Source organism: Pseudoalteromonas sp. NEC-BIFX-2020_002 (assembly GCF_013002825.1).
GTDB classification, from domain to species: Bacteria; Pseudomonadota; Gammaproteobacteria; order Enterobacterales; family Alteromonadaceae; genus Pseudoalteromonas; species Pseudoalteromonas neustonica.
The window spans coordinates 60204-75905 of sequence record NZ_JABEPJ010000004.1 but is presented as its reverse complement, the minus strand read 5'-3'; the positions used below and the strand labels follow the sequence as shown (position 1 = coordinate 75905).

Sequence of the window (15702 nt, the reverse complement as noted above, 5' to 3'; positions counted from 1 at the left end):
TGAGTTGGCTTAAATGAGGTGAGTAAATAGACTATACCCAGCTAATTGTCGTAGCTAGGGTATGACTTTCACCGGGCGCAACAACCGCGCTGTCATTCATTACATTTGCGGCTTCTAAACAAAGCATTGTGTGATACTCATCGTCAGCAAAATTAGATAAGCGCTTTGATTTATCAATCCATGGATTCCACAATACACAAGAGCTTGAGTTCTCACGGCCGACTTCAATAATGCCATCTGGCGTGATAATACGCTGTGTTTCTGATGCTTGGGTATAAACCATATCTGTTTCACGAGCAAAACCAACTAGTTCATTTTGATCAAATGGCCCTTCGTCAAACTCTATATACTTCGAACCTTGCAAGCCATCAACCTTAGTATCAACAATTGAAGGGGTGGGGAAATAAGTGTGTAATGCTTGGGTAAAGGTAATGGTTTCGCTGCTCAAATTTGTAGTCGTCAAACGCACTTCAAGTTTTGACGTTAAGATAAACTCAACTTTTAATTTAGATTTATGCGGCCAATAAGTTTCATCCACCTGTGCCATTGGTAAAGTTAAGCTCACTTTAATTTCATCATCTTGCTCAGCCACTTCATCCGCACGCCAAAGACTAGTGCGCGCAACACCATGAATCGGCCATTCTGGGTTAGGGTTTACGCCAAACCATGGCCAACAAATTGGAATGCCACCTCTAATGCCTTTACCTTCTTGGTAATCTTCCTCACTCGACACCCAAATTAATGGCTTTTTGCCGCTAGGTGTAAATTCAGTGAGTTGCGCACCTTGCAAGAAGATTTTAGCACTGCAAAACTCGCTTTCTACATTGATATATTCTAAGCCTGAATCAGTTTGTTCTATGCTTACAGATGGAGATAACTTCATAATACGTCCCATAAAAATGAAAAGCCTGTCACACCTTACCCAATACCTAACCAGTTAGTAAATATTATTTAGTGAGTTTTTATGTCAAATTTACAATTTCTCACTCTGTCACTCTCTTTTAGCAAGATGAGTACTCTAAACAATTAATTAAAATGCATTGAAATGAAGTAATTTTGATTTCAACTCAAATTAAATAAAAAGCAATCACAGGCCAGTGTAAAGCTATTAATACGCCATTAATCACCTACATCTATTTGAACTCTATTTATTAGATGTGTAATATTTATTGATTGCGCTCGTACCTTGGCCGTAAATCACCTTCTAATGAGATAAAAAATGCAAAAATATGACGAGTTACTAGTTTCTTTACGCAAAGTGATCCGTGCGATTGACCTTCATTCTAAACAATTAAATAAAACATCAGGCCTCACCGGACCACAATTATTGATCATGACTGAAGTGGCGCAAACAGATGGCATTACGGCAAGTCGCATCGCTCAAAATGTAAATTTAAGCCCTGCCACGGTTACCAATATTTTAGATCGCTTAGAAAACCGAGATTTAGTCAGCCGTGTACGTAGTCAGCTAGATAAGCGCAGAGTAAGCCTCTACCTTACCGAAAGTGGTGAAACTATTTTGCAAGCCGCACCGCAACCGCTACAAGAGCATTTTATTGAGCAGTTTTCCGCACTTGAAGAATGGGAGCAAAGTCAGCTACTCTCATCAATGCAACGAATTGCAACCATGATGGACGCCCAAAGTCTAGATGCAGCCCCCCTGTTAGAAGTTGGAATAATAACTCGCCCAGCTGAAGGTAAGAGCTCAACTCAAACTAGTTAAAACAGCAACTTAAGATTATTCGATAAATTGAGATATTTGGGTTAAATTAAGAAATAGTTTATTCTATATATACTCATTTCGAATTTAGCGATTTATCATGCTTAAACTCTCACAGTTAGCCCTCGCGACCATGCTAGGCGCAACAACTAGCACTGCAAATGCATCTGATATCGATGCCATGCAAGCTCAGCTTAATCTGTTACAACAACAAATGCAGCAATTACAACAGCAACTTGCTGCTGAAAAAGCGAAACAAGCAAAGGTTAATCAACAGCTTGAAGAGCAAAATTCAACCATCGCCAAGCAAGCTGAGAACAACACCGAAGCAGCCCAATCAGGTGTTAAATTTGGCGGCGCAATTCGTACTAATTACAGCCATACATCGTACAGTGATGGAAATAAAAATCGCGGCGGCGATTTTGACTTTGATATTTTCCGTTTAAATGTATCTGGCGAGGTTGGCGGTGTATTAATTGGCGGTGAAATTCGCTTTTTTGATTATATGACCGCAATTAAATCTGCATGGGCTGGTTATCAATTTGCTGATGATTGGCAAGTACAAGCTGGTATTACCAAAGTCCCATTTGGTAATGACCCTTATAACTCACATAACTACTTTTTTAGTACCAATTACTACATTGGTTTAGAAGACGATCATGATTTAGGCGTTATATTTAAACGCCAAGTCGCAGACAATTGGCAGCTTGACTTAGGTTTTTTCAAAAATGATGAACTTGGTGGGGTTGATGGTTATGTTGAAGATCGTAGTCACCGCTATTCATATGATATTGTAGGGAGCCGTCCTGTTGACGAGGGCATTTACGCACAGCCAACAAAAGAGCTTGGTGAATACAATACCTTTACAGGCCGCTATGCCTATTATTTTGACCATGGCGAAGGCATGACCACCGAAGTGGGTCTCTCAGCTCTAGCGGGTGGTTTACATGACGGCCAAGATCGCGCGGGCAGCTACAACGCTTGGGCGTTACACCTTAATAGCACCATTAATAAGTGGAATATTCAGCTACAACATGGCGAATACGACTATAACCTAGATGAAACCAACCGCATTGCTGTTGGTTCGTATGCGTTTTATGACTCGATTGCCGCCAGCGCAACCACGAGCACATTCAACGTAGCGTATAGCGTGCCTGTTCAATGGGGACCGGTCAGTAACCTGCAATTTTATAATGATTACGGCATTATTTACAACAAGTCTGATGAGAGTGCAAACACCTGGATGAATGTAACGGGTGTATCTGTCGCCGCTGGTGGCTTATTTACTTACTTTGATTTAGTGCACGCACGTAATCAGCCATTTGTTGGTGGTTCTAGTGCTGGCGACAGCGATGAAACAGAACGCCGCTTTAATATCAATATTGGTTACTATTTCTAAACCTCACTTTACTTAAACACCCAGTATGTATGCATACATACTGGGTGCTCACTTAACTTTTTTTAATACGTTATAAACTACAACTATAAGCCCTTTGCTTTGTGTGTACTCGAACACGCAAACGATAACAATTGTCATTACTGATATAAACTGCTAGCATCCACCTCCTTTTTTAGAAACAAAAACAGGTGTGAATTGGAACGATATTACGCTGAGGTCTTAAGCTTTATTTCTCGTTCAGTAGGCTGTCGAGATAAAGCGGAGAACATAGTTCAAGAGGCTTACACTCGCCTACTCAGCAACCGTACTAATAAACAAAGCCAAGACGATAACCATCAACGGGCGTTATTTTTTACTACCGCCAAAAATATTGTTATTGATCACTATAGACGTAGCAAAAAATTTGCAGAACCTGTTGAGATTGAACTGATCGCACCTACTGATTTTGAGCCTGAAGCAAAATTAGCCAGCCAGCAACAACTCAATTTACTTTATACTTGTATTGATCAGCTGCCACTTAAAACTAAACAAGCATTTGTGCTTTATAAATTTAAAAATTTGAGTTATCAACAAGTCGCTGATCAAATGGGTATTTCTGTCAGTATGGTCGAAAAACATTTGGCAATCGCCATGCTGGCATGTCGCGATACACTAAAAAAATAATTACGAGAAAAATGAAAATGGATCGTCATCAAACACAGTTGCAACTTCAGCAGCAAGCAAACGCTTGGCTTGAACAACAAAAAACTGGGCTTAGTAAAAACCAACAGCACGCATTTTTAACATGGCTTAATACCAACCCCGAGCATCTGGCGGCATATCAACAAAGCCAGCAAGTAGATCAGTTATTAACACAATTTTCTGATAGTGATATTACACAACTTAATATATCAACCACCAAGCGTGTATCGCCATTGTGGGCAATTGCTGCGTGTGTGGCATTATTTATGGTCAGCATAACTAGTTATCAATTTTGGCCGCAAAATGACACCAGTGCACATTACAGCGCACAGTATCAATCAGCCCGAAGTGAGCAATTTGATGTTGCGCTACCTGATGGTTCGCAATTAAGCCTTGATGCGCAAACTCACCTGACATTAGCTTTCGATGCTAATCAACGGGTAAATAACCTCATCCAAGGCCGCGCGTTATTTGATGTTGCCAGCGATCCACAACGCCCTTTTATTGTCATCGCTGATAACACAAAAATAACCGTACTTGGGACACGCTTTAGTGTTGATAAAAAACAAAATAGCACACGAATCAGTGTCGAACACGGGCGTGTCAAAGTGCAAAACAAGCAACATTTAATTGAGTTAGTACAAGGCCAGCAAGTACTATTTAATGAGCAAGGTATGGCTGTACAAAACGTAAACCCACATCTTGTTGCTGCGTGGCGTGATGGGCGCTTAATATTTAATAACGCACCTTTAGATGAAGTGTTTGCTGAGTTTAATCGTTATCATGATACTCATTTTGAATTTACTGATAGCACGGTAAGCAATATGATGTTGTCGGGGACTTTTAGCGCAACAGATCTCGATAACTTTTTAAATTTACTCCCTCACGTTTTACCTGTTGAAATTAAAAATACTAATAATCATATAGTTATTAGTAAAATTTAATTAATTTTATATTTTTATAACTTTTTATTGAGGGATTCTCATTATCATTCGTTTTCATATAAACCAATTTGTTTTATATGGAACGATTACAATGCCAAAATACCAGCCTTACCATGCTAAGTTAACCCCGCTTGCCTTCGCATTGGGACTTGCTTTGAGCCTACCAACAATGGCTCAAAGCTCATCAACTATTGTAACCTTCAATATTGCGCAGCAGCCATTAAGTCAGGCACTCAATCAATTAGCAAAGCAAGCAGATATGAGCCTAATTGCTGATGCCGCTATTTTGCGAAATTTACAAGCACCTGCAGTGTATGGCCAAAGAACAATTCATGATGCGTTATCACATGCATTGAAAAATACAGGCATTAACGCGCAAATTATAGATAACACCATTATCATCAAAGCCGATATCGCGGCTGATACATCATCTCAAACACCTGATTTAAGTAAGACCCAGATCAATGAAAAAACGACAATAACAGACGATCAAAATATTGAAGTAATCGTGATCAATGGCGATAAAATAAACCTCAATCGCCATGAGCTTGACCGTAACAAAGGGAGCTCTAATTCAGACATATTTTCAACATTTACCGGTATTGATGCTAATAATTTACGCAATGAAGCTGGCGCATTAGATATAGGTATTCGTGGTGTGCAAGGCGAAGGTCGGGTACCCATTTTTATTGATGGTAGCTTGCAATCAACCCATACCAATCGCGGCTATATGGGCACTTCAGATCGCACTTATATCGATTCAGACCTGATCAGCACTGTTGCCGTAGAGAAAGGCTCGGCCATTAAAGGCGCTGCATTTAGTGCTGGTGCTATTGGCGGAACGGTTAATATTACCACCTTAAATACGAGTGATATTCTAAAGCCTAACGCCGATGCTGGCGCATTAATAAAGCTCAAAACATACAACAATAATCACACACCAACCGTCAGTGATGATGCCAACCAGCAGCTGTATTATCAGGTCCGTAACCACAATAGCGCCAGTGATTTTGATAATGGCGGTATTCTACTCGCGGGTGCATTTAAAACGGATCAATTAAATGCAGTGCTTGCCTATAGTGATAAAAAAACTGGTAACTACTTTGCTGGTAAGCACGGTTATGAAAATTTTGTTGAAACGTATCAGTGGGGGCAAAGATTGCCACCAGTAAATCAAAATGGTGAAGTAGTAAACACCAGTTTTGAAAGTGAGTCTTATCTTGCAAAAATACAATATGCTTTTAACGACGAACATAATATTGAGCTAAATACACGTCATCACCAACAAGAAGCGGGTGAAATGCTTGCATCATACTGGTTCAAACAACGCGAAGGGGATTTCTGGATACTGCCTGATGGTGAATATGGCACTATCCCTGTTGGCATCGAAACTATGCCACAGTGGCAGCCGGGGTCTGCACTCGTAAATAGCGCAAACTTACTCTATCGTTTTTTGCCAACTAACAATCCATTAATTGATTTGAAAGTCAATGTATGGACAACCAACGCAAAATTACGACAATATAACGCCTTGGCCAGTAATTTGGGCCCTAATGCACTGCAATACTTTCATGAATACAGTAACCAGCGCCATGGCTTAGGTGCTTATAATACCTCTGCTTTTAATGTCATTTCAGTGCCAACTACATTGATGTATGGCGTTTCTTTACAAAACGAAATCCTTAAACCTAAAGAAGGGTCCCTAAAGTACTTTTACGGAGATAAAACCACCTCTCGTGATGGCAAACAAACAATCCGTAGCTTATTCGTGAATGCACAGTTTGATTTAGATCCAATTGAGTTAACCGTGAACCTTAACCACCATGACTCACAGACTAAAGATAACCAAAGTGAACTGGCGCTAAATTTCGATCCAAAAACAGATTTTACAGCGCAGCTTTATTACAGCTTATTTGATAATACAGCACTAAAAGCGAAGTACAGCAAAGCGTACCGCATGCCAAACATATACGAAACGACCGTTTCAAATGAAGTGTTTTCATATTCGCCTGACTACCCTGTCACGCCCGAAAACAGCAACACGTTTGAGCTAGGAATTGAAAGCCACTTTAGTGACACGTTAATTAAGGGTGATAGCCTAACGCTATCAGCTAACTATTTTGATACCCGAATTGAAAACATGTTGGCAACAGCGCAATTGCCAAACAAAGATCCTAATGCTCAACCATGGCAAGTAAAATATACCTTTACCAACTACGACAGTTTTGAATTACCGGGTATTGAACTTAACCTTAATTATAAAAGTGATTTATTTTACAGTACTATTTCATACACCAATTACACAAATATCAAAATATGTTCAGCGCTCATTGCAGGTATTGAAGGGGTTAATAACTGTAACAATCAAGGTTTTTCGGGCAGCTTAACGCCTCTTCGTATTCCACCAAAAAGAAACATCGTCGCCACGATTGGTACGTCATTTATCAATAATCGCTTCGATATCGGCTTTACTTATAAAGGGCACTCCGAAAAACACCACCCAGCTGGATTCTTAAGTGGAACTGGCGCAAAAGCTATCAGCAAAATTCCTGCTAGCTACCAGCTTGATTTTTTTGCTAATTATAAATTTAACAACACATTTAGTGGCTATACCACTATCACTAATCTAACTGATAGATACACGGTGTCATCAGGCTCAATTGTTGCTATGCCTGAGCCAGGACGCACCATCACAATCGGCCTCGAGATCAAGCTATAACCCAATGATGGCGGCTAGTTAGCCGCCACTTTGTACTTCACATTTCCAAATAAATATTTATAAACCGTCAATCCCATTAAGGAATCAAACAATGACAGCAGTAAGCGCTCCATCTAGGGCACTAAAACTTCGCCAACACACCGCTGATTTACATGACAATATCGACAAAAGTATTATGGAAAAAGACCCATTCGCTAGCGTAGATAACTACGTGCAGTTTTTATCATTGCAATATCACTTTTTAAAAGATGTAGCGGCTTTATATGAACACAGTGAATTAAGTGAACATATTGATGACTTGGTAGCACGTCGTCGCTTAAGTTTATTAGAGCAAGACTTTATTGATTTAAGGCGTAAATTGCCAACTATTACACTCAATCCTTTAGTTGATAACACTACAGATTTGGCAACCGCACTTGGTTGGTTATATGTTGTTGAAGGCTCAAAAGTAGGCGCAGCAATGTTAGGAAAACAAGTGCAAGTTCGTCTACAATATAACGGAGACTTTGCTGCTCGCTACTTAGCAGGACCAGGTGCTGGGCGTGGTAGTGCGTGGCGTCATCTAGTACAATTAATAGATAACATTGAGCTAAGCGATAAACAAGAGCAGGCACTTATCAACGGTGCTCGTCAAGCGTTCAGCCGCTTTCAACTATATCAGGCACACGTCTATTCATGAGCTTAAAGGTAACGTTAGTCGCGTATAAAAATGCTGGATACCAACTTCTCGGCTTAGCCCTAGTTGGGCTGGGGATCATTGGGATTGTTTTACCCGTTATGCCCACCACTATTTTCTTTATCTTGGCGCTGGCTTGCTTTACACGCTCATCACCTAAACTTACGGCATGGTTACTTAATCATCCAAGATATGGCGCAACACTGCGCCATTGGCAAGAACATAAAGTTGTGCCTATAAAGGCCAAATGGTCTGCAGGTATTGGCATGTTGTGTGGCTTCGTCTTATTGGCTATGTCATCACCATCGGGTTGGGTTCTCTACATGGTTGCCGTAATTGAGTCGTCAGTCATGATTTACTTATTGTCTCGACCATCCCGCCCAAGTCAACCCAAAGAAAAACAAATATCACAACAACAAGTTAAAATATTAGCCGCTTCAATTGCAATGCTAATTCATGCTGTCGTATTAACTGTTTTTATACATCAAGCAACTTTAGTGTAATTTTATAGTAAACCCACATCGGCACTGCATAGTTAGCTTGGCATGCTTCTTCAGTGCCGCTTTATTGTTCGCTAGCAGCCTGTGCCAAATATTGCCAAAATAACTCTACCTGCTGCGTGTTTTCCTGATAAAACACTTTATTAATTGGTAGATACAATTTTATTTCCATCATGTTGTGTTTAGTTATTGTCAGTTGCTCAGTTAAATTCAATTTTTGGATGTAATGCTGAGCAACCTCACGCTCAAAAATGTACCCATCTAACTTATCTACAGCGACCAATTGCAAGCCACGTTCAAGCGTGAGCTGTGAATCAGCAAGTAAGCCCGCTTGTTGGAATGACTCATATGATAAATAGCCAAAAGGTGCTGATAACCCAAAACGCATATTAGCTCGATATAATAATTCGTTAAGTCCCTGCTTATTTACCAAAGGAGTGACTAAATGATCCCGATCAAATACACCGCCTTTTTTAACAATCAGCGGGTAGCTAGCTTTGACTAAATAGGCTGCAACAGGTGGAAATTGATACTCGCGCGCGCGCTCATCCGTGCGCGCCATTGAAAATAAGCCTTGGGACTTATTTTGGCTTACATTTTGCTGACATTTTAACCATGAGCTACGTTGGTATTGTACTTTTAAATTGGCGTGTTTAGCGGCGGCATTAATATTATCAATAATACTGCCTGTGGGTCTTTTCTCCATATTTTGCCCTAAAACATAAGGCGAAAAATCTTTTGCCTCTAGGCATAGCTGCATCAATGGTTTGGCGGCCACTGCAGGTATAAATAAAGCACATGCTACTAGTAAATAATACTTCATCACTAAGCCTCTAGAATATTATCTCTATCATTATAACATCTTACTTCCTTGGATTTGATAAGCCTCTAGATGGATTTTTAATCACTATCCTAGTAAACAGTGTAAAGTTCGTAAATAATGTTGTGATAGCTAATGCAAATCATTACCATGTAGATAATATTGCCTTAACTACTTAATTATTTATGCCGTTAATAAATAAACGAACCTTATACAGCACTAGCCGTGCGTTACATATTTATCTATCTACAGCGTTGCTATTTTTACTTATTCTATTTTGTGTCAGCGGCATTGTGCTTAACCATGTTGATTGGCTCGAAGGCGATAAAAGTAATGGGCAATTAAATACGCCAATTCCCACGGATTTACTCGACAAAGCACAGCAAAATTTAACAACCTTACCTGCTTTATACCCTGAGATAGAAGCCTATCTAGCAGCGCAATATGGGTTAACAAAAGTGAAGAGTATCGAGTGGGAAAAAGAAGATGCATTAGTCATGCTCGACTACCCTCTCCCCGCAGGTTTTGCCTTTGCTGAGCTCGACTTTACCAGTGGCGAATTGAACTTAGAATACCAAACGGGTGGAATTTTAAGCCTAATAGGTGATTTACACAAAGGTCGCCACACCGGCGAGGCGTGGAGCTGGGTTATTGATATCTCAGCGGTATTGATGATCTTATTTTCCATCACTGGAATGATTATTTTATTTCAAAATAGAAAAAAACGCTTAGTAGGAATATGGCTAACAGTGCTTGGGGTCGCAACACCTGCCGTCATTTATTTATGCTGGGTACCGCAACTAAAAGGAGTGTCTTAATGCAAAAACTTAACACCTTAATTAGCGCCGTAATCTTATTTACAGCGGCTTTGTTTCTACCTCATGTTACTGCTGCGCAGGCTGAGCTTGAAATTGAAATAACTCTACCTGATTTAGACGTACAGCCATACCACCGCCCTTATGTGGCTGTTTGGTTAGAAACCCCTGAACGAAAGCATGTAACAACACTCGCATTGTGGGTAGAAAAAGCAGAATGGTTTAAAGATTTACGTCAATGGTGGCGTAAAGCTGGTAAAAGCGACGCCAACTTTGACGGCATAACAGGCGCTACAAAACGCCCCGGCACTTACACCATTAATTGGCACGGCAAAGATTTGGCTAACAATGCAGTTAAACCAGGTAAATACTTGCTAAACCTAGAAGTTGTTCGTGAAGAAGGCGGCCGTGATTATACCCGCGTTGCAATCGATCTAACAAAAGATGGCAAAATAACCATTGATGGTACTAATGAATATTCACAAAGTTTCGTCACTATTATTGCTAAGTAATACGTAAGCAAAGCAGCTACAACAATTTAAATAAGGAAAGATTATGAAAATCAATTTACTTAAAAGCGCACTAATTGGTGCACTTACCTTCACTGCTCTTGCATCAAGCTACGCCAGCGCACATGCACAATGGTTAGTGCCATCGCACACCTCTTTATCAGGCGATAAAGCGCATTACGTAATGGTAGATGCGAGTATTTCAAATGAAATTTTTGCACCAGATAAAGCATATCGTCCAAAAGAAAAAGGCGCTGAATATGACGATAACTTAATTATGGCGATTGGCCCTGACGGTAAACCTGTTAGTGACAAAATTCGTGCTTATTACCTAAAGCGCAAAAACTCAGCAGCTGTGAAGCTTGATGGCGAAGGGACTTACCACATTGCCATGACTCAAAAACCACGCTTAATGACATTCTATAAGAATAAAGATGGCGACCGTCGTCGTGTATTTGCTGGTAAAGACAGCAAGGATATTCCAGCCGATGCAACCGATATCAAAACAACGAAAGCAATCTCTACCGTTGATACCTTTGTAAGTCGTAACGGCACATCAAAACCTGCTCTGCTCGGTAAAGGTTTAGAGATAAGTGGTCCAACGCACCCTAATGATTTATTTGTTGGTGAACAAGCGCGTTTTCAACTATTAAAAGCAGGAAAACCTGCGGCTAACGTAGAACTCGCAATCTTAAAAGGCGATACACGCTATCGTAACGAACGTAATGAAGTAAAAATAACCACCGATAAAGAGGGATTTTTTAGCACAACGTGGCAACACCCTGGCTTATACCTAATTGAAGCCAGTATCAGTGAAGAATCGACTGAAAAAGGCATTGATAGCGTACGCTATTCGTTATTCACGACACTTGATGTAGCGCCAGAGTAACCTCTTTTTATAACGCAAAAAATAAGGTCAAGCTGTTTGCTTGGCCTTTTATTTGCTGTGCTCGCACCAACAATTTTCTATATTTATACACCGAACCATAAAACTAAACCTTTTGATTTTAAATCAAAAAACACTAATCAACGCCAAATCATTTATTCCTAAAAAAAACAACAATTACTATAACCTAGTTGTGTTAAGTTTTTTGTGACGAAAAAAAATACAGTTAATTAACGCAATCCACTTGCTTACTTGTATTTTTAGGTACATATTAAATACCAGTTTTGAATAATTACTTTAAACTATATTTAACGGATATAAATAGTATGGAAATTGGATTTCATTCCTGCATGAACAATGTAATTACTTACTCCATAATAATTATATCCACCCCACATCCTTAAAATAAATTTACACAACAATATTACCGATAAGGAAATTGATATGACGTGGAAGATCTTAATTCCGTGTGCTTTGGCATTTACACTCACTGCATGTGGCGGCGGCTCCGATTCACCTACAGGCAATACAAACCCAGGTAAAACAGCACCAACAAACACCAAACCAACCGCCATGATTAATGCCCCGGCAGGTGAAATGCGTGTAAATACAACACTCATATTTAGCGGCACAAACAGTAGCGACCCTGAGAACGATACTTTAACTTACCAATGGCGCTTAACCAGTGTTGACGAACAAACTGAGTTTGCCATTGCTGTAAACAATCAAAGTAAAGTCGAAATATCCGTAACTGAAGCACAAAGCTATAAGCTCACTTTAATCGTCAGTGATGGCAAGCTTTCGAGCACACCGGTTGATAAATTAATTGAAATTAAAACCGCTCCCACGCAATTAATAGCCAAAGCAGGACAGCCTCAAACAGTAAAACAAGGTGATGTAGTTTTATTAGATGGCGCACTAAGCAGCACCTCAAACGGTGTGATCAATCAATACAAATGGCAATTTAATACCAAACCACTTAGCAGTAGTGCAACAATAGAAAACAATAATAGCGTTAAAAGTCAATTCATTGCAGATAAAAGTGGGAGTTATGCAGTAAAGCTAACAATTACTAATTCATTAGGCGAAACAGCAAGTAATGAGGTATTGATACAAAGCGAACCGCTTGATGATAATTCAGCTCCTCAAGCTGTTATTAAAGTGCAAAATAAAACCATCGCACCTAACAGCATAGCCACACTTGATGGCACGCAAAGTAGCGACCCTGATCAAGGTGATACCCTGAGCTATTTATGGGCCATTACCTCACAACCTGCCAATAGCAACCCAGCACTAACGGATAACTTAACCCACACAGCTGGATTCTCTTCCTCAGTACTTGGCCAGTACACGCTTTCATTAACAGTTAAAGATCAACACGGTGAAGCAAGTACAGCCTCAGTAACGTTAGCGGTAGAGGCGACTAATCAAGCCCCAATTGCGCAGCTTGTAGCTGAAAGAAGCATCATGTTAAATGACTTAGTCACGCTACAGTGCGCGCAGTGTAACGATCCTGAAGGGCAACCTTTAAGCTACCTTTGGAAATTACAAGGCAAACCAGAAAACAGTATCGCGCAACTAATCCAGCACACAACAGCAACACCTTCGCTTAGCGCTGATATTGAAGGTGATTATGTGATCACATTAATCGTATCAGATGGACAACTTAGCTCTGAGCAAGCTACAACCGTGTTACACGCGCAAGCTAATGAAAAACCAACAGCCATTATTAGTGATGTACCATCTATTTTAGTCGATGAGGAAATTCAACTTGATGGCTCACAAAGTACAGACCCTGAAGGCAAAGACCTTACCTATGAGTGGGAAATTGTATCACCGATAGGTCGTGCTACACTTTCTAACACCGATGTTGCTAAGCCTTTATTTAAAGCATCAATGGCGGGAGAGTTTGTTGTTTCGCTACGTACCAACGATGGCGCTAAATACTCTGACACGCAAACTATTACCATCACTGTTAATCAAAATGCGCCGCCAGTGCTTATTTTTGAAGGACTGCAAACCCGCATAGCTGTTGTTGGCAACCCCGTTACGTTTGATGTTAGCCAAAGTTACGATCCAGAAGGTACCGCGCTTAATTTTACTTGGGTACTTATTAAGCCTGATGGTTCAAATGCAGCTTTAACAACTACAGATCAAAGCACCACACAATTTACACCTGATATTGCTGGCATCTACAGCAGCGCTATTGTTATTGAGGATGCTGATGGTAATTCGAAAAATATGCTTTTCATCACCTCAGCAACAGACACAGCAATACTTACAGGTACTGTAAAAGGGCAAATTACTGATACCCAAAAAATAGGTATAGCTAATGCTAAGTTGCTAATTAATGGAGTAGAGCATACAACGGATGCAAGCGGCGTGTTTGATACAGTAACTGCGTTAGAAGAAGGCGCAAAAACCACAATTACAATTGCAGATGAAAGGTTAGCAAGCGGCGAATATAAGTCGGTAGCAATTACACAAAATGACTTTACCTTAAATTTAGGCCAATCAAGCTTACCGATAGTGCAAGATGTTGAAGTATCTGTATTCGTATGCCCAGAGTTTACTGGTCCTGATACAGTAAATTTACGCTTTAAAATGGTTGATACTATTTTAACTTCAAGCAGCTTTGAGTTTCAGTTTGACGAAACAAAATCTTTGGTATTGCCAAAAAGTAATGGCACCTACCTAGATGCCACCTTGAATATTGCACTTCCTAGCAGCGCAATTTATGAGGTAACGGTCACTGAGGATACTGTGAGTAATACAACTGGTGCAAACACAACTATTTACTACTCTCAAGCCACTCCAAACCTAGCAATAATAAGTATTTGTAATATCTAAAATAATCATCTAAGCCACTTTAACCTTTGTTGAAGTGGCTTATAAGCCTTCTCTATCGACCCCACAATATTAATAACCACTCGAATTTAGTCCATTTGACCAATTATTCGTTATGCTTATCAGCAATGAAAAATTAAAACTAATAAAAACAGCTTGTTAAACTTTGGCTTTATTTTTGCTATTAAAATCATAAGCTGTAAATCTAATTAAAAAAATGAGAACCAATATAATGATCAACAAACGTCTGTCTTCGCTAACTAAAGCCCTTCCTATTACCGCTAGCCTATTATTGCTCAGTGGCTGTATTGTGCATATTTCAACCTCAGGCTCCAATGTACAACAGCAACAACAACTCTCACTGTCAGCAGCGCAGTTACAGCAACTTTCTATTGATGCTGAATCGGGGTCATTGCAAATAATTGGCTCAAGCACCGCCACTGAAATCACCGTAGATGCGACTATTTATACAGCAAAGATAGATGACGCTTACACACTCACTCTAGAACAAGTAGGCAACAAAGCAGTATTAATTGCAAAAGACTACAACCCAACAGGCATGGTTGTATACCAAGGTAATTCGCCAAGTATCGATTTAGTTGTGACTGTACCAAGTGCATTTAACCTTGATATAGATGATGACTCTGGCGATATTAATATAGCTAGTGTGCAAGGCAATATCGAAATAGACGATGACTCAGGCAGCATCACTATTAATCAAGGGCACAATGTTACGATTGATGATGATTCTGGGGATCTCGATTTGCAGAATATCACCGGTAATATTGAAATCAGTGACGACTCAGGCAGCATCAATATTCGAGATGTACGTGGTAACCTGGTTATCGAAGATGACTCTGGCGATATCACCCTGACCAACATCACCGGCAGTGTCGATATTGACGATAACTCTGGCAGTATTAATGCCAAAACTCTAGGCAATTACATCACAATTGAAGATGAATCTGGCGACATTTATGTTGAACACGTTAATGGCCTAGTCACGATTGAAGACGGCTCAGGCAGTATTCGCGTCAATGACAGTAAAGGCCTAACTATTATTGAAGCTGGCTCAGGCGATTTAAGCATTGATAATATCAACGGCCCAGTAAAACTAAATTAATACTAAGTTTTTATAGCCGGTGCTTCGAATATTACAAAACGAAGAATTGGCTAACTTTAGCCT

13 protein-coding genes and 1 pseudogene are annotated in these 15702 nt (G+C 40.0%); 12 read left to right on the top strand and 2 right to left on the bottom strand.

Going from position 1 to position 15702, the window contains the following annotated elements:
- Positions 1-31 precede the first annotated feature (31 nt).
- On the bottom strand, positions 32-883 hold the full coding sequence (locus tag HJP15_RS06325) for a D-hexose-6-phosphate mutarotase (protein ID WP_170173280.1): 852 nt from the start codon (positions 881-883) through the stop codon (positions 32-34).
- A 336-nt stretch (positions 884-1219) separates the two neighbouring features.
- On the opposite strand from HJP15_RS06325, the gene HJP15_RS06320 reads away from it, so the two are divergent.
- The 7 genes and pseudogenes from HJP15_RS06320 to HJP15_RS06290 form a co-directional block, all read left to right on the top strand.
- Positions 1220-1723: a MarR family winged helix-turn-helix transcriptional regulator gene (locus HJP15_RS06320; RefSeq protein WP_054205843.1), complete on the top strand. Its 504-nt coding sequence runs from the start codon at positions 1220-1222 to the stop codon at positions 1721-1723.
- 97 nt (positions 1724-1820) lie between these two features.
- The gene (locus HJP15_RS06315; protein WP_170173279.1) at positions 1821-3119 is read left to right on the top strand and encodes a porin family protein; all 1299 of its coding nucleotides are present in this window, start codon (positions 1821-1823) and stop codon (positions 3117-3119) included.
- Positions 3120-3314: 195 nt separating this feature from the next.
- Complete coding sequence (locus HJP15_RS06310) at positions 3315-3782, top strand: RNA polymerase sigma factor (RefSeq protein ID WP_054205841.1); 468 nt, start codon at positions 3315-3317, stop codon at positions 3780-3782.
- 11 nt (positions 3783-3793) lie between these two features.
- Positions 3794-4744, top strand: a complete 951-nt coding sequence (locus tag HJP15_RS06305) for a FecR family protein (RefSeq protein ID WP_231659060.1) — start codon at positions 3794-3796, stop codon at positions 4742-4744.
- A gap of 91 nt (positions 4745-4835) precedes the next feature.
- Entirely contained in the window at positions 4836-7463 is a 2628-nt protein-coding gene (locus HJP15_RS06300) for a TonB-dependent receptor (RefSeq protein WP_170173278.1), read from the top strand.
- 91 nt (positions 7464-7554) lie between these two features.
- A complete protein-coding gene (locus tag HJP15_RS06295; RefSeq protein WP_054205839.1) occupies positions 7555-8142 on the top strand; it encodes a biliverdin-producing heme oxygenase in 588 nt (195 codons plus the stop codon).
- Positions 8139-8522 (top strand): annotated as a pseudogene (locus HJP15_RS06290) (YbaN family protein); the annotation flags it as partial. The gene HJP15_RS06295 and the pseudogene HJP15_RS06290, both read left to right, overlap by 4 nt.
- Before the next feature lie 181 nt (positions 8523-8703).
- Here HJP15_RS06290 and HJP15_RS06285 read toward each other — a convergent pair.
- Positions 8704-9462, bottom strand: a complete 759-nt coding sequence (locus HJP15_RS06285) for a transporter substrate-binding domain-containing protein (RefSeq protein WP_170173276.1) — start codon at positions 9460-9462, stop codon at positions 8704-8706.
- Positions 9463-9644: 182 nt separating this feature from the next.
- On the opposite strand from HJP15_RS06285, the gene HJP15_RS06280 reads away from it, so the two are divergent.
- The 5 genes from HJP15_RS06280 to HJP15_RS06260 all read left to right on the top strand — a co-directional run bounded on the left by HJP15_RS06280 (position 9645) and on the right by HJP15_RS06260 (position 15639).
- Positions 9645-10277, top strand: a complete 633-nt coding sequence (locus HJP15_RS06280) for a PepSY-associated TM helix domain-containing protein (RefSeq protein WP_170173275.1) — start codon at positions 9645-9647, stop codon at positions 10275-10277.
- A complete protein-coding gene (locus HJP15_RS06275; protein ID WP_054205836.1) occupies positions 10277-10786 on the top strand; it encodes a DUF2271 domain-containing protein in 510 nt (169 codons plus the stop codon). The genes HJP15_RS06280 and HJP15_RS06275 overlap by 1 nt, the downstream gene beginning before the upstream one ends.
- A gap of 43 nt (positions 10787-10829) precedes the next feature.
- Positions 10830-11672 carry a DUF4198 domain-containing protein gene (locus tag HJP15_RS06270; protein WP_054454313.1) on the top strand — a complete coding sequence of 281 codons (843 nt, stop codon included), beginning with the start codon at positions 10830-10832 and terminating at the stop codon, positions 11670-11672.
- Positions 11673-12113: 441 nt separating this feature from the next.
- Positions 12114-14519, top strand: coding sequence for a PKD domain-containing protein (locus tag HJP15_RS06265; RefSeq protein WP_170173274.1), 2406 nt, complete (start codon positions 12114-12116; stop codon positions 14517-14519).
- Positions 14520-14748: 229 nt separating this feature from the next.
- Complete coding sequence (locus HJP15_RS06260) at positions 14749-15639, top strand: DUF4097 family beta strand repeat-containing protein (RefSeq protein ID WP_170173273.1); 891 nt, start codon at positions 14749-14751, stop codon at positions 15637-15639.
- Positions 15640-15702 lie beyond the last annotated feature (63 nt).

Excerpts from the sequence above, each read along its gene's own strand:
- HJP15_RS06300 (WP_170173278.1), top strand. The coding sequence starts at position 4,836 with ATGCCAAAATACCAGCCTTACCATGCTAAGTTAACCCCGCTTGCCTTC.
- HJP15_RS06320 (WP_054205843.1), top strand. The coding sequence starts at position 1,220 with ATGCAAAAATATGACGAGTTACTAGTTTCTTTACGCAAAGTGATCCGT.
- HJP15_RS06315 (WP_170173279.1), top strand. The coding sequence starts at position 1,821 with ATGCTTAAACTCTCACAGTTAGCCCTCGCGACCATGCTAGGCGCAACA.
- HJP15_RS06265 (WP_170173274.1), top strand. The coding sequence starts at position 12,114 with ATGACGTGGAAGATCTTAATTCCGTGTGCTTTGGCATTTACACTCACT.
- HJP15_RS06270 (WP_054454313.1), top strand. The coding sequence starts at position 10,830 with ATGAAAATCAATTTACTTAAAAGCGCACTAATTGGTGCACTTACCTTC.
- HJP15_RS06285 (WP_170173276.1), bottom strand. The coding sequence starts at position 9,462 with ATGAAGTATTATTTACTAGTAGCATGTGCTTTATTTATACCTGCAGTG.
- HJP15_RS06260 (WP_170173273.1), top strand. The coding sequence starts at position 14,749 with ATGATCAACAAACGTCTGTCTTCGCTAACTAAAGCCCTTCCTATTACC.
- HJP15_RS06325 (WP_170173280.1), bottom strand. The coding sequence starts at position 883 with ATGAAGTTATCTCCATCTGTAAGCATAGAACAAACTGATTCAGGCTTA.
- HJP15_RS06305 (WP_231659060.1), top strand. The coding sequence starts at position 3,794 with ATGAAAATGGATCGTCATCAAACACAGTTGCAACTTCAGCAGCAAGCA.
- HJP15_RS06280 (WP_170173275.1), top strand. The coding sequence starts at position 9,645 with ATGCCGTTAATAAATAAACGAACCTTATACAGCACTAGCCGTGCGTTA.
- HJP15_RS06295 (WP_054205839.1), top strand. The coding sequence starts at position 7,555 with ATGACAGCAGTAAGCGCTCCATCTAGGGCACTAAAACTTCGCCAACAC.
- HJP15_RS06275 (WP_054205836.1), top strand. The coding sequence starts at position 10,277 with ATGCAAAAACTTAACACCTTAATTAGCGCCGTAATCTTATTTACAGCG.